The 13,431-nt window shown below is 62.4% G+C and carries 12 protein-coding genes; 4 read left to right on the top strand and 8 right to left on the bottom strand.

Features of this window, described 5'->3' with window-relative positions:
• Window positions 1-4: 4 nt before the first annotated feature.
• Window positions 5-2,617, top strand: coding sequence for a cellulase family glycosylhydrolase (locus tag HU760_RS12880; protein WP_186674193.1), 2,613 nt, complete (start codon window positions 5-7; stop codon window positions 2,615-2,617).
• A 108-nt stretch (window positions 2,618-2,725) separates the two neighbouring features.
• Entirely contained in the window at window positions 2,726-3,700 is a 975-nt protein-coding gene (galE, locus tag HU760_RS12875; protein WP_186674194.1) for a UDP-glucose 4-epimerase GalE, read from the top strand.
• 39 nt (window positions 3,701-3,739) lie between these two features.
• Here the strand turns inward: galE and HU760_RS12870 are convergent, their stop codons facing one another.
• From HU760_RS12870 to HU760_RS12835, 8 genes are all read right to left on the bottom strand, one after another.
• The gene (locus tag HU760_RS12870; protein ID WP_186674195.1) at window positions 3,740-4,546 is read right to left on the bottom strand and encodes a CpsD/CapB family tyrosine-protein kinase; all 807 of its coding nucleotides are present in this window, start codon (window positions 4,544-4,546) and stop codon (window positions 3,740-3,742) included.
• Between the two features lie 11 nt (window positions 4,547-4,557).
• Window positions 4,558-6,120, bottom strand: coding sequence for a GumC family protein (locus HU760_RS12865; protein ID WP_186674196.1), 1,563 nt, complete (start codon window positions 6,118-6,120; stop codon window positions 4,558-4,560).
• Between the two features lie 19 nt (window positions 6,121-6,139).
• Entirely contained in the window at window positions 6,140-7,255 is a 1,116-nt protein-coding gene (locus tag HU760_RS12860; protein WP_186674197.1) for a hypothetical protein, read from the bottom strand.
• A gap of 24 nt (window positions 7,256-7,279) precedes the next feature.
• The gene (locus HU760_RS12855; RefSeq protein WP_186674467.1) at window positions 7,280-7,834 is read right to left on the bottom strand and encodes a polysaccharide biosynthesis/export family protein; all 555 of its coding nucleotides are present in this window, start codon (window positions 7,832-7,834) and stop codon (window positions 7,280-7,282) included.
• 262 nt (window positions 7,835-8,096) lie between these two features.
• Entirely contained in the window at window positions 8,097-8,273 is a 177-nt protein-coding gene (gene eppA / locus HU760_RS12850; RefSeq protein ID WP_186674198.1) for an EPS-associated small membrane protein EppA, read from the bottom strand.
• 216 nt (window positions 8,274-8,489) lie between these two features.
• Window positions 8,490-9,908, bottom strand: coding sequence for a short-chain fatty acid transporter (locus HU760_RS12845; RefSeq protein WP_186674199.1), 1,419 nt, complete (start codon window positions 9,906-9,908; stop codon window positions 8,490-8,492).
• A gap of 112 nt (window positions 9,909-10,020) precedes the next feature.
• The gene (locus HU760_RS12840; protein WP_186674200.1) at window positions 10,021-10,677 is read right to left on the bottom strand and encodes a CoA transferase subunit B; all 657 of its coding nucleotides are present in this window, start codon (window positions 10,675-10,677) and stop codon (window positions 10,021-10,023) included.
• Between the two features lie 35 nt (window positions 10,678-10,712).
• Window positions 10,713-11,411: a CoA transferase subunit A gene (locus HU760_RS12835; RefSeq protein ID WP_186674201.1), complete on the bottom strand. Its 699-nt coding sequence runs from the start codon at window positions 11,409-11,411 to the stop codon at window positions 10,713-10,715.
• Between the two features lie 141 nt (window positions 11,412-11,552).
• Here HU760_RS12835 and HU760_RS12830 point away from each other — a divergent pair, with 141 nt between their 5' ends.
• Both HU760_RS12830 and HU760_RS12825 read left to right on the top strand, forming a co-directional pair.
• Window positions 11,553-12,458: a LysR family transcriptional regulator gene (locus HU760_RS12830; protein WP_186674202.1), complete on the top strand. Its 906-nt coding sequence runs from the start codon at window positions 11,553-11,555 to the stop codon at window positions 12,456-12,458.
• Window positions 12,446-13,267: an aldo/keto reductase gene (locus HU760_RS12825; protein WP_186674203.1), complete on the top strand. Its 822-nt coding sequence runs from the start codon at window positions 12,446-12,448 to the stop codon at window positions 13,265-13,267. The genes HU760_RS12830 and HU760_RS12825 overlap by 13 nt, the downstream gene beginning before the upstream one ends.
• Window positions 13,268-13,431: the final 164 nt, after the last annotated feature.

Raw genomic sequence — 13,431 nt, 5'->3', positions numbered from 1 at the left:
GCCTATGAACCTGCTCTTGCTGCGCCGCTCAGCCCTGCACACCCTGCGCGTTTCGGTCCTGGCCGGCTTGGCCTTGCTGCCATGCGCCGGGTGGGCATCGGCGTGGCAAGTCAGTATCGATGAACAGGATGGCCTGCCCATGGTGACCCTCGGCGGCGGGCCGGTGATGAAAGCCAGGTTCGACTTCTGGGCGGCCAACTGGAGCTGGACCGGTTTCGACACCGCGGTCAAGGTCAATGGCCCTTACCACTACACGCTGCAAGGCAACAACAAGGCGCTGGATTTCGACCTGACGGCGGACATTCGCAAGGAGCAGGCGCAAACCCTGAGCTGGGTTTTCGACCTTGACGCTCACAGCCGCCAGGCCGGGGTGATGGGAGGCGGCATGGTGTTCCAGTTCGACCCCGGGCAAATCGCCGGGGACATGGGCGCGCCGCAGTTGCTGCCCGGCAACCGTGGCTGGTCCTGGGGCAAGGCTGAGCAGGGCCGAGGTATCGAGATGCGCTTCGACCCGCCGCTGGCCAAGGTGTATTTCGAACGCGGCAACCCGTCCGAATTGCGAGCGTTTCTCTACAGCGACCCGATCAACGCCGGCCAGCAGCAGATCAAGGCGCTACTGAACATCACCGGCGACATCGAGCTGGGGCCTACGCCCAGTGAACGCTTCGGCCTGGCCGACCCCACCCGCTGGCCGGATGACCAGCTGGACTGGCGTACCTCGCCGGTGGACCTGTCGTTCCTCAACGTCACGGAAAAGCCCGCCGGCAAGCGCGGCTTCGTCAAGGCCGTCGGCGAACAGCTGATGTTCGAGGACAACACCCCGGCGCGCTTCTGGGGTACCAACCTGTCCGCCTATTCATTGTTCAAAAGCCCGGACGAAAAAATCCGCCTCCAGGCCAAGCGCCTGTCAGCCCTTGGCTTCAACCTGGTGCGCCTGCACCATCACGACTCGCCGTGGGTCAGCCCGAACGTGTTCGGCGACGTTACCTTGGTGCGCGATACTCGCCAACTCGATGCCGAGTCGCTGCGCAAGCTCGATGTATGGATCAAGGCGCTCAAGGACGAAGGCATCTATGTGTGGCTGGACCTGCACGTACAGCGGGCGCTCACCGCCAACGACGACATTGACGACTTCAAGGAGATCGCCAAGGGCCAGGACCACGTCGACCTGAAGGGTTATGTCTATGTGAACCGCAGCATCCAGCAGGCCATGAAGCGCTTCGCCGAACAGTACCTGGGCCATGTTAACCGGTACACCGGCCTGGCCTACAAGGACGACCCGGCCATTGCAGCCGTGCTGATCACCAACGAGGACGACCTTACCCAGCATTACGGCAACGCCTTGCTGCCAGACAAGGACGTGCCCCGCCACAGCGCACGCTACATGGAGGCAGCCAAGGCGTTCGCCCGCCAGCATGACCTGCCGGGCGACCTTGCCTGGCGTGCCTGGGAGCATGGTCCGTCGAAGTTGTTCCTCAACGACCTGGAGCAGCGCTTCAATACCGAGATGATTGCGTACCTGCGCCATCTCGGCGTGAAGGTACCGATCGCCACCACCAGCACCTGGGGCGGCAATGGTTTGAGTGCGCTGCCGGCGCTGACCACAGGCGATGTGATCGATGCCCACAGCTACGGCGCCAATGGCCAGCTGGAGAAGAACCCACTGAGCAGCGACGGCATGATCGACTGGCTCGCCGCCGCCCAGGTGGTCGGCAAGCCGATGACCGTCAGCGAATGGAATGCCGAGCCCTTCCCGCTGCCCGACCGCCATTCGTTGCCGTTGTATGTGGCCGCTACCGCCAGCCACCAGGGCTGGGACGCGATGCTGCAGTATGCCTACAGCCAGCAAGCCTTCAATCCGGGCTGGCGCACGGCGGACAACTGGCACGCTTACAACGACCCGGCGATGCTCGCCACCCTGCCCGCTGCCGCCCTGCTCTACCGCCGTGCGGACGTGCATCCGGCCACGACCCGTTACGTGTTCGCGCCGACGCCTGGCATGCTGTACGGCCAGGAGATCACCCCGCGCAATTCAGCGCTGCTGCGCACGGCCATGGAAAAGGGCCAGTTGCAGATCGCCCTGCCGCAAACACCGGAACTACCCTGGCTGAAACCCGCCACCATCCCGGCCGATGCGCAGGTGCTGAAGGATCCGGGGCAAGCCTTGCTGGCGGCCAATGCCAGCGAAGCGGTTACCGACACGGGCGAACTCAGACGCAACTGGCAACAAGGCCTCTACACCATCGATACCGCGCTGACGCAAGCCGCCACCGGTTGGCTGGGTGGCCGCTCGATCAGCCTCGGCGCCATCCAGGTGCAGGCACAGACACCCTATGCCAGCGTCGTGGTGCAAAGCCTGGACGGCCGCCCTCTGGGCCAGTCGCGCGAACTGCTGGTGTCGCTGGGCACCCGGGCCGTGCCCAGGGCCGATGCCAACACACCGTTCAACGTCGAGCCGCTTGCAGGCACCTTGAGCATCAAGGCGCCCGCTGGCCTGAAACTGTACGCCCGAGAGGCAGCGGCACAGCTGAAAGCCTTGCCCGTGGCGTACCAGGATGGGCATTACCGCATCACCTTCGATGGCCAATACATGTCCAATTGGCTGTTCTTGAAATAGGGCATATGGCCATCTACCCTCAAACAGACCTGTAGCTGAAGCGCCCGCCCGGTCTTGACCAGGGATGATTCACTGCGGCTGAACAACAGCAGAGTCCAGGAGGCTTGGATGAAGTTTCTGGTTGTCGGTGGCGCAGGCTACATTGGCTCGCACATGGTCAAGCACCTGCTCGGTACTGGCCATGAGGTGGTAGTGGCCGACCTGGTCTCACCTGGCCCCGGTGTGCAGTGGGCGAAACTGGACATCGCCGACGAACCCGCCCTGGATGTGCTGTTCGCCGTTTGCCGCTTCGATGCCGTGTTCCACTTTGCCTCGTACATCCAGGTGGGCGAGTCGGTCAGCGTGCCCGGCAAGTACTACCAGAACAATGTCGCGGCGACCCTTGCCCTGCTGCAGGCCATGGTCAATGCCGGCATTCGGTACCTGGTGTTTTCTTCCAGCGCTGCCGTTTATGGTAACCCGCAGTATGTACCGATCGACGAAGCGCATGCCAAGGGGCCGATCAACCCGTATGGGCTGAGCAAATGGATGGTCGAACAGATTCTCGAGGATTTCGATCGCGCCTACGGCCTGAAGTCGGTCTGCCTGCGCTATTTCAACGCCGCCGGCGCTGACCCGCAAGGCCAGTTGGGGGAATGCCATGACCCGGAAACCCACCTGATCCCGCTGATCCTGCAGGCCGCTTCGGGAAGGCGTGAGGCGATCACGGTGTTTGGCCGTGATTACGACACGCCGGATGGCACCTGCATACGCGACTACGTGCATGTGGCCGACCTGGCGACGGCCCATGCGCTGGCGGTGGATTATCTGTTGGCTGGCGGAGAACGCACCGCGTTCAACCTGGGCAATGGGCTGGGCTTCTCGGTGCAGCAGGTTATCGATACCGCCGGGGTAGTGACCGGGCGACAGATACGCAGCCTCGATGCCCCGCGCCGCGCGGGTGACCCGCCGCGACTGGTGGCGGATGCTGGCAAGGCCATGCGTGTGCTGGGCTGGCGCCCGCAATTTGCCGAGCTGGAACAGATCGTGCGGCATGCGTGGCAGTGGGAGTTGCAGTATCCGTGGCTGAAGCGCCAGCGCTAGGGCGCGCGCTGCGCCCCCGTGGGCTGGCAGGCAAATGCCTCAATAATAGGTTCGCGGTTGCTCATCGGCCTTGTTCAACACCGTTCCGACCAGGTTCACCCTGGCCAGGTGGTGCAGGCAGTCCTCGATTTCCTTCCTGTTGTTCATGCCGTTGGCCACCACCAGCAACACACAGTCGAACTTGGGTATGACGGTAATCGCATCGTCAGAGCTGAGCAACGGTGGCAAATCGAAAATGCAGATGCGCGACTCATAGCGGTTGCGCAGGTCGCTGATCAGGTTGCTCACCTTGGGCGACGACAGCATTTCGGTAGACATCGGCACCGGTACCCGTGTCGGCAGCACCACGAACCGCGGCAGGGTCGGGTTGACCAGGCAATCCTGCAACTCGGCCTGGTCGCTCAGGAACTCGTTCAATGATTGCTCCATGGGCAGGCCCAGGCTGCTGCCGACCTTGGGCCGACGCAGGTCGAAGTCCACCAGCAACGCAGTCCTGGTGGTGTGGTGGGCGATACTCATGGCCAGGTTGATGGCCAGCACCGTCTTGCCCGCTTCAGGCGTTGGCGAGGTGATGGCCAGGGTACGCCAGCCATTCTCGTCCATGGCCCTGAGCACTTGCGTGCGCAGCAGGTCGATCGGCCCGTTCATGTTGGAGTTCTTGTTGTACGCCACGATGCGGTGGCGCTCCAGGTGCTCCGCGCGCAGTGGCACCACCTTGGTGTTTACGTAATCGAACTCGCCAGGCACCTCCCTCAGCGCCGTGCCGGGGGCTGGAGACAATGCCTGAGGGGTTCCCGGGGTCACCGGGTGAAGCGTGTGGCCAACAGCCGGCTTGGTCCCGTCCATCGCTGCTTTCCTTATGCAAACCGAGACATGACTTTGAACAACAGCACATCCAGTGGCAGGTAGAACACGTGCACCAGCACCATCAGGATAGCCACCAGTACCAGCGCCGCCAGCAACAGCCAGTTGCGCCAACGCTTGCGTCGGGCCACGTCGGCCTTGGTATCGATGTACGGCAGCGCCACCAGCACGCGTTTGCCCAACAGGTTTTCCAGGGCGCCAACGCCGCGAATACGCTGGTTGAACATCTCCAGCAGCATCACCAGCGCACCACCACCTGCCGGTGCCAGCACCAGGCCCAGGGCGGCGATCTTCTTGCGGTTGGGCTTGATCGGCTTCTCGGGCAGCAGCGGTGGCTCCAGCAGCACAAAGCGCTCGGCCTTGTTTTCCTGCTCAAGGCTCTCGGTGATCTTCGCGCCCATTTCCTTGGCACGAATTTCCTCGTACTTCTTGCGCGCGTTGTCATGGTCGCGCATCAAGGTCACCAGGCCGCGCTCGACCTGCGGCGCCTCGAGAATTTCGGCCTCGTAGCCTTCCATCTTCCTGGTCAGTTCGCGTTTCTGCTCGGCCAGCGAAGCGATGCGTTCCTGTGCCGCGCTGATCTTGGCGCGCACACGCGCGGCATCGAGGTTGCCGGTGGAAACCGCAGCCGTTGAGTTGCCGCTGGCTTCGAGTGCCTGGATCTTGCGCTTGACCGCCACCACATCGGGGTGGGCTTCCTTGTAGCGGCTCAGCAGCCGGGCATATTCGGCTTTCAGGCCTGGCAGGTCCAGGGCCTCGTCGGCAGCGGGCGCCCGCGGGCCTTCGCCAACCTTGGTGGCCAGCCCGGCATTGGCCGCGGACAACTCCAGCTCCAGGTAACGCAGCTCTTCCTGGGCTGCCTTGTAATCGCGGTCGACTTCACGGAATTCCAGCTCCGAGCGCGACAGCATGTTCATGCGCAGGGTCTGGTGCTCGGGCAAGGCATTGGCATGGGCCTGCTTGAAATCCGCCAGCTGGTTCTCCAGGCTGGCCAATTCGGCCCCCAGCTTGTTCGCTTCCTGGGTCAGGAACTCGGTGGTTTCGTTGGCTCGCTCGGTACGTTGCTTGAGGTTCTCGTTGAGGAACAGCGTGACCAGTTCGTCAGCAACTTGCTTGGTCACTTGCGGTTGCCTGTGCTCGAACGACACATTGAACGCCACGGTCGCTTCACCTCGCCCGCGCACATAGGTGGTAAGGCTCTGCACCACGATGGCACTGCGCATCTGGTCGATCCTGTCGCTTTCGCTGAAACGCTCGTCGGCGAACAGGTTGTACTTGTCGATGATGCGCATCAGGTTCTCGCGGGTCATCACCCGCTGGCGAATCACCTCGATGCGCTCATCGGCAAAGCTGGTGTTGTTGGTCGAGACCAGCTCGGGTGAAATCTGCTGCGACTCCACCAGGATGGTGCCGGCCGACTGGTAGATCGGCGGCACCATGACGGCGACCGCGACGGTCGCCGCCAGAATGACTACGATGCTCACCCCCAATATCAGGGCACGGTCCTTGATAATGGCGATGTAATCTCTGAGGGACAGTTCGTAGTCAGACTTCATCGGGCCACCTGCCTGAAGTTCAGATGTCGGGGTACCTGTACGTCAACGTCAAGCCCACGATCGTAGCGCTCGCATCGGCTTCGCGATCCTGCTGCCGTTCCTTGTACATCAACGACAGGCGCAGGTCCCAGTACGGCGAAAACTGGCGGCTGGCCCACACGCTGTAGGTTTGCAGGGTATTGGGTGTCTGCCCTTGGCTGTCTTGCCAGGCGGCGTCCGCACCCACCCGGGTCAGCTCGCTGACAGCGTAGCTCCATACACCACGCACCTGGTCCAGCTGGGCGAAGCCGCCTTCGGCGCTGGCCACCGTGCTACGCTCGGCGGTGAAACTGGCAAGGGCACGCGCCCCGGTGTACAGCAGCGCCACACCGCCCTCGCCACGCCCACCACCTTCGTTACCGGAAACTTCAGTGGCACCTGCGTACACATCAGCGCTGAGGCGTTCGGACAACTGATACTTGACGCCTATCGCCGGGCTGTAACTGTTCGAAGCCGTCGCCGTCTGGTCCTGCTCGGGCTCGTAACGGCGGACGTCAAAGCGGCTGTACACATCAGCCCGCTCGCTCCAGGCGTAGGTCCAGGTGAACACGTTGGCCAGTTCGTCGTAACCGGTCAGCGTACTGATGTCATAACGGGCACGGTTGTAGGTGGTTTCGTTGCTCAACGTGCTGCGTTCGGTGACTGCCTGGCTCCAGTTGCCGGTCAAGGTATAGAGCTTCTGCGTGCCATCGGTGGTGACCACACCGGTATCCAGCACTGTCCCCGACAGCGTCGAACTCTCGTTGTAGCGTGCCAGCAGGCCAAAACGCCCACGTTCGGTCTGGCGTTGCCAGCCCAGGCTCACATCCGGGTCCTCACGGTTGTCCACCACTGCCGTGTCGGACGAACGCATCACATGCATGCCCAGCCCCAAGCGCAGTTCATCACGGTCGAAAGTGCCGATCAGGGTGTAATCGGGCGCGATGATCGTGCGCGTTATGCCCTTTTCATCCGACGACAGCAGCAAGGGGTTGCTGTCGTATTCGACGGAGGTTGGTACTACCACCGTTGACTGCCAATTTGCCGCCAGGGCGGCGTCCGTGAATGGCAAGACCAAGATTGCCGTTGCAATGCGAGTTGTTCTAAGAAGAGGCATCAAGTGTTCTTATTAAAGGCAAGATCAAGGAACGACCAGCGTATCGCCAGCCTGAAGTTGGATGTTGGTGGACATATCCCTGCCCGACACCAGGTCTTTATATCGCACAGGCAGGATTTTTTGGGAAGCGCCGGTGCCGCGCACTACTTTGATTTCGCTTTCATCGGCAAACTTGTCCAGGCCACCCGACATGCTCAGGGCCTGCAGCACTGCAGTAGGGCCGGCCATCTGTACTGCCCCGGGCTTGATCACTTTGCCCTGAACATAGACCAGGTTACCGGCGATGCTCTTGACGACCACGCTGACGTTCGGGTCAGGAAGGAATTTTTCGAGTTTGGCGGCCACTTGTTTTTCAACCGCCGTTACATCCAGCCCGGCAACTTCGATACGCCCGGCAAGGGGAAAGGTAATACTGCCATCGGGCAGCACCGTGGCTTCCTGACGCAGGCTGTCTTCCTGCCACACCGAGACCATCACCACATCGCCGGGGCTTAGCAGGTAGGTACTGTTCGGTTCGGCATTGCTGGCACCGGCCCCCAGCATCAACAGACAGAACGCGGCAAACATTGAACGCACCATGAGGGTCCCTCCGGCCAAAAGGCCCGACGAAGAGCACTGAATGAGAACAGCCCACCAACTCTCGCTCCGCATTGCGGCATATACTCGCCGCGACCGCCTCACCTTCCTGGAGGCCTTTACCTTGACGCTGTGCAGCCTGGGCTGCGTTGCCGGCAACCGTGGACCTTCAAGGGCTACTGGCAATATAGCAACGCTTGGCAAATTGACAAGGAAGGGAATGGCACGCGGCATCCAGGGGGCAACCCTGTCGGCCGCAGCGAGCTCAGATCTTCCTTCTGTTGGCGACCGCTACAAAACCAACGACAGCAAAGGCAAACAGCCAACCTGCGGTTGACACAGACATGACACTGTTCTGGTTGATATATAAATCCGCTGCGCGCGCCGCGCCACTTAACAGCGCCAGCAAAGACATCGACTTGATTATCAGAGCCGTGCGCATACGCCCCTCCTTTTAAGAGGAAGATCAATAAGTTATTGCCGTGGTGTTGCAGGAGTTGTCCGCTGTTGAATTGAGCTTATGAGCACAATGGCAGTGCGTCAATGATCCGACACAATAATAAAATTCAATAGCTGCCCAACCGATTCGTCAAAATGTCGTCAGGCAAACTGTGCAGGGGCGCTTTGCGGCGGCGGGCTGCCAGGCAGCCCGCGGCTTTCATGGCATGACTGGCGGTACATACTGCAGCGTGGTACCCAAGGCCCACAGCAGCACCAGCACCAGCGGCACATGCACCAGCAACTGCACGAACGAGAAACCGATCAGGTCACGCGCCTTGAGCCCCAGCACCCCCAGCAGTGGCAGCATGTAGAACGGATTGATCAGGTTCGGCAGGGCTTCGGCGGCATTGTAGATCTGCACCGCCCAACCCAGGTGGTACTGCAGATCGTTGGCCACCAGCATCACGTATGGGGCCTCGATGATCCACTTGCCACCCCCCGAGGGGATGAAGAAGCCCAGCACCGCCGAATACACCCCCATCAGTACGGCGTAGGTGTCATGCGTGGCGATCTGGGTGAAGAACAAGGAAATGTGATGGGCCAGGGTCTGTTCATCCACCCCCTTCACCTGGGTGAGGATGGCGGCGATCGAACCATACAGCGGGAACTGGATCAGCACCCCGGTGGTGGTCGGGACCGCACGGGCCACTGCATCGAGGAAGCTGCGCGGGCGCCAGTGCAACAAGGCACCGAGCATGATGAACAGCAGGTTGTAGGTGTTCAGCCCGGAAATCGCGGTAATCGCCGGCTTGGTGGCGAACTCCTGGTACAGCCAGCCGGCAGCCAGCGCCACCAGCAACAGGATCAGGATCGGGCTGTGCTCCAGCCACTCGCCCGGGCGGGTGCGCTGGGGCGCCGGTGGCGCACTGAAGCTGGGGTCGACCCCGCAGTCCTGGGCGCTGCGCGCGCTGTTCGGGCCAGGTGCCGTGGCGTAGGCGATCACCAGCGAGACCACTACCAACGCGGCCAGCATCACCCCGGACTGCCAGAGGAAGATGGTTTCGGTGAACGGAATCACCCCGGTAATGGACAGGATCGACGGTGGCAGGCTGGCCGGGTTGGCCTGCAGCTGCGCGGCCGAAGACGACAGGCCCAGCGCCCAGACGGCGCCCAGGCCCAGATAGGCAGCGGCACCGGCGGCGCGGTAATCCATCTGCAGTTCGGTACGCCGCGCCAGGGCGCGCACCAGCAGGCCACCGAACACCAGCGACAGGCCCCAGTTGAGCAACGATGCCAGCATCGAGATCAGCGCCACCCAGCACACCGCCGAGCGGCCATTGCCGGGAATGCGCGCCAGGCGGTCGATCAGCCGTGCGGCGGGCGGCGAACTGGCCACCACGTAGCCACCGATGACCACAAAGGCCATTTGCATGGTGAACGGGATCAGGCTCCAGAAACCATCGCCAAACGCCTTGGCGGTGTCGGTCGGCTTGGCGCCCATGGCCAGGGCGCCGATGCCCACCAGCATCACCGCCAGGGCAGCGAATACCCAGGAGTCAGGAAACCAGCGTTCGGCCCAGTTGGAGCAGCGCAAGGCAAAGCGGGCGGAGCGGCTGTCTTGGATTTCAGCGGCCACGGTTCAATTCCTTTTATTGGTTTTTTTGGATACATGAGCAACGCAAAAAACCCGTAGGAACGGCCTTCTGTCGCAAAAGGGCGTTCCTACGGGGGCGCTTTGCGGCGAATGATTAGAAGGTCATTTCCTTCACGTCATCCGGCACGATCAGCTTGCCGGCGGTCTTCTCGATGATTTCTTCAACGCTCACCCCGGGCGCAGTTTCACGCAGGATGAAGGCGCCGTCTTCGATTTCCAGGTAGGCCAGGTCGGTGAGTACCTTGCGGATGCAGCCGGCACCGGTCAGCGGCAAGCTGCACTGCGGCAGCAGCTTGGACTCGCCGTCCTTGGAAGCATGGGTCATGGTGACGATGATATTCTCGGCGCCGGCCACCAGGTCCATGGCGCCGCCCATGCCCTTCACCAGCTTGCCCGGGATCATCCACGAGGCGATGTTGCCGTGCACGTCCACCTCGAACGCACCGAGCACGGTCAGGTCGACGTGGCCGCCACGGATCATGGCGAACGATTGCGCCGAGTCGAAGATCGAGGCGCCACGCCGGGCAGTGACGGTCTGCTTGCCGGCGTTGATCATGTCGGCATCCAGGGTGCTTTCGGTGGGGAATTCGCCCATGCCGAGCAGGCCGTTTTCCGATTGCAGCATCACATCCATGTCGGCGGGTACATAGTTGGCCACCAGGGTCGGAATGCCGATACCCAGGTTGACGTAGTAGCCGTCTTTCAATTCACGGGCGACGCGTTGCGCCATCTGTTCGCGGGTCAGTGCCATGGTCAGGATCTCTTTGTTGTTCTGATGGATGGCGCTCAGGCCTTGACGGTGCGCTTTTCGATACGCTTCTCGAAGGTGCCGACGATGACGCGGTCGACGTAGATGCCCGGGGTATGGATTTCGCTGGGCAGCAGTACGCCGGGCTCGACGATTTCTTCCACTTCGACCACGGTGATCTTGCCGGCGGTGGCCGCCAGCGGGTTGAAGTTTTGCGCGGTGTTGCGGTACACCACGTTGCCGTAGTGGTCGGCCTTCCAGCCCTTGACGATGGCGAAATCGCCGGTGATGGATTCTTCGAGGATGTACTTGCGGCCGTGGAATTCACGCACTTCCTTGCCTTCGGCTACCGGGGTGCCGTAGCCGGTGGCCGTGTAGAAGGCCGGGATGCCGGCACCGCCAGCGCGCATCTTCTCGGCGAGGGTGCCCTGCGGGGTCAGTTCCACTTCCAGCTCGCCGCTGAGCAGCTGGCGCTCGAATTCGGCGTTTTCGCCCACGTACGAAGCCACCATCTTGCGGATCTGCCGGTCTTCCAGCAGCACGCCAAGGCCGAAGCCATCGACGCCGCAGTTGTTGGAAACCACGGTCAGGCCCTTGACGCCACGCCGCTTGATTTCGTTGATGAGGTTTTCCGGGATGCCGCACAGGCCAAAACCGCCTGCCAGTACCGTCATGTTGTCGGTCAGGCCTTCGAGGGCCTGTTCATAGGTTGCAACGCGCTTGTCCAGTCCGGCCATGCTGATCCGCCTTTTGTAGTTGTTTAACCGACGAGGCTGTCGGTGAGCGTGTGGAAGACATCTTCACCGCAAGCGACTGATTTGTTAATTTTGTTTTCGTCATCGATTGATAATTTTTACAAAACAACCAACAGGCCCGTCATGAACGTCAAGCAACTGCGTGCCTTTGTCGCCGTGGCCAAATACCAGAGCTTCGCCCAGGCCGGTGAACACCTGCATGTCTCGCAACCAGCCCTGAGCCTGACCATCAAGGCCCTGGAAGAGAACCTGGGGGGGGCCCTGCTCAGCCGTACTACGCGCAGCGTCAGCCTGACCGCCGAGGGTGAGGTGCTGCTGCCGCTGGCACGCCGCCTGCTGGCCGACTGGGACGATACCGAAGAGATGCTGCGCCAGCGCTTCACCCTGCAGCTGGGCCGGGTTTCGGTGGCGGCCATGCCGGCCTTTGCTGGCAACCTGCTGCCGCATTCGCTCAAGGTGTTTCGCCAGCGCTACCCGAAGGTAAACGTCACCGTGCACGATGTGATCAACGAGCAGGTACTGGAACTGGTGCGCCATCGGCGCGTCGAACTGGGCATTGGCTTCGAACCGGACAATATCGATGGCCTGGACTTCCACCCGTTGTACATGGACCGTTTCGTCGCCGTGGTGCCCGCCGATTCGCCCTTGGCGCAGCTGCCTCAGGTCAGCTGGGCACAGTTGCTTGCCGAAGACTTCGTGGCCCTGCAGCGCCCTTCGGCGGTGCGCCTGCTGATGGAGCAGAACGTCGCCGCACGGCACGGCAAGCTGGCGGTGGCGTTCGAGAGCCACCAGCTTTCCACCATCGGCCGTATGGTCGCCAGTGGCCTGGGAGTCAGTGCCGTACCGGCGCTTTGCATCAACCAGATGCAGGAGCTCGGCGCCCGCTGCGTGGCCCTGGTCGAGCCCACGGTCGAGCGCCGCATTGGCGTGATTGCCCTCAGCGAACACAAGCTTTCCACGGCGGCGCAGGCGCTGCTTGAGGTGCTGCTTTCCAATACCCGGATTCCGGAGGTGACATGCGTTACGTGACATTGGCAGGTTCGAGCGTTCCGGCGATCGGCCAGGGCACTTGGTACATGGGTGAAGATCCGGGCCGCCGGGCGGCCGAGGTGGCAGCCCTGCAACAAGGCATCGAGCTTGGCCTGAGCCTGGTCGATACTGCCGAGATGTATGCCGAAGGCGGCGCGGAAGCAGTCGTTGGCCAGGCCATTGCCGGGCGCCGTGACCAGGTGTTCCTGGTCAGCAAGGTCTACCCGCACAATGCCAGCCGGCGCAGCATGGCGGCTGCCTGCGAGCGCAGCCTCGCGCGCCTGGGCACCGACTGCATCGATTTGTACCTGCTGCACTGGCGTGGCCAGCACCCGCTGGAAGAAACCGTCGACGCGTTCGAGCGCTTGCGCGAGCAAGGCAAGATCAGGCGCTGGGGCGTCTCCAATTTTGACGTCGACGACCTGCGTGAATTGCACAACCCTGATTGCGCGACCAACCAGGTGCTGTACAACCCGGCGCAGCGTGGCATCGAGTTCGACTTGTTGCCATGGTGCGAACAGCGCGCCCTGCCGACCATGGCCTACTGCCCGCTGGCCCAGGCCGGGCGCTTGTTGCAGCACCCGGTGCTGGCGCAAATCGGCGAACGGCACGGCGCCACCGCGGCCCAGGTCAGCCTGGCCTGGGTGACCCGCAACGACGGGGTGATTGCCATCCCCAAGGCCGTGGCGCCCGAGCATGTGCGGCTGAATGCGGCGGCGGGTTCGCTGACCTTGACCAGCGAGGACCTGCGGGCGATCGACCGCGCGTTCCCGCCGCCGACGCGCAAGCAGCGCCTGGCGATGGTCTAGGTATATACACGGGTCGCTTTTTCTGTGGAGCAACTGTGTTGGGCAGGATGCAACGGCTTGCACAGGTACAGTGCTAGTCTGGAAGCAGCGCCATCCTTGTAGGAGCGGCTTCAGCCGCGATCACCGGCACAGCCGGTGCCAGCCACCGCGTCGCCGGCTTCGCG

This window comes from Pseudomonas oryzicola (assembly GCF_014269185.2).
Lineage (GTDB): Bacteria > Pseudomonadota > Gammaproteobacteria > Pseudomonadales > Pseudomonadaceae > Aquipseudomonas > Aquipseudomonas oryzicola.
Note: the sequence above shows the minus strand (reverse complement) of the source record. Positions and strands in the feature narration are given on the sequence as shown.

What these genes read in the sequence shown, in the direction of transcription:
- HU760_RS12830 (WP_186674202.1), top strand. Translation starts at nt 11,553, where the DNA reads ATGAACGTCAAGCAACTGCGTGCCTTTGTCGCCGTGGCCAAATACCAG.
- HU760_RS12880 (WP_186674193.1), top strand. Translation starts at nt 5, where the DNA reads ATGAACCTGCTCTTGCTGCGCCGCTCAGCCCTGCACACCCTGCGCGTT.
- HU760_RS12865 (WP_186674196.1), bottom strand. Translation starts at nt 6,120, where the DNA reads ATGAAGTCTGACTACGAACTGTCCCTCAGAGATTACATCGCCATTATC.
- HU760_RS12840 (WP_186674200.1), bottom strand. Translation starts at nt 10,677, where the DNA reads ATGGCACTGACCCGCGAACAGATGGCGCAACGCGTCGCCCGTGAATTG.
- HU760_RS12855 (WP_186674467.1), bottom strand. Translation starts at nt 7,834, where the DNA reads ATGGTGCGTTCAATGTTTGCCGCGTTCTGTCTGTTGATGCTGGGGGCC.
- HU760_RS12860 (WP_186674197.1), bottom strand. Translation starts at nt 7,255, where the DNA reads ATGCCTCTTCTTAGAACAACTCGCATTGCAACGGCAATCTTGGTCTTG.
- HU760_RS12835 (WP_186674201.1), bottom strand. Translation starts at nt 11,411, where the DNA reads ATGGCCGGACTGGACAAGCGCGTTGCAACCTATGAACAGGCCCTCGAA.
- HU760_RS12870 (WP_186674195.1), bottom strand. Translation starts at nt 4,546, where the DNA reads ATGGACGGGACCAAGCCGGCTGTTGGCCACACGCTTCACCCGGTGACC.
- eppA (WP_186674198.1), bottom strand. Translation starts at nt 8,273, where the DNA reads ATGCGCACGGCTCTGATAATCAAGTCGATGTCTTTGCTGGCGCTGTTA.
- HU760_RS12825 (WP_186674203.1), top strand. Translation starts at nt 12,446, where the DNA reads ATGCGTTACGTGACATTGGCAGGTTCGAGCGTTCCGGCGATCGGCCAG.
- galE (WP_186674194.1), top strand. Translation starts at nt 2,726, where the DNA reads ATGAAGTTTCTGGTTGTCGGTGGCGCAGGCTACATTGGCTCGCACATG.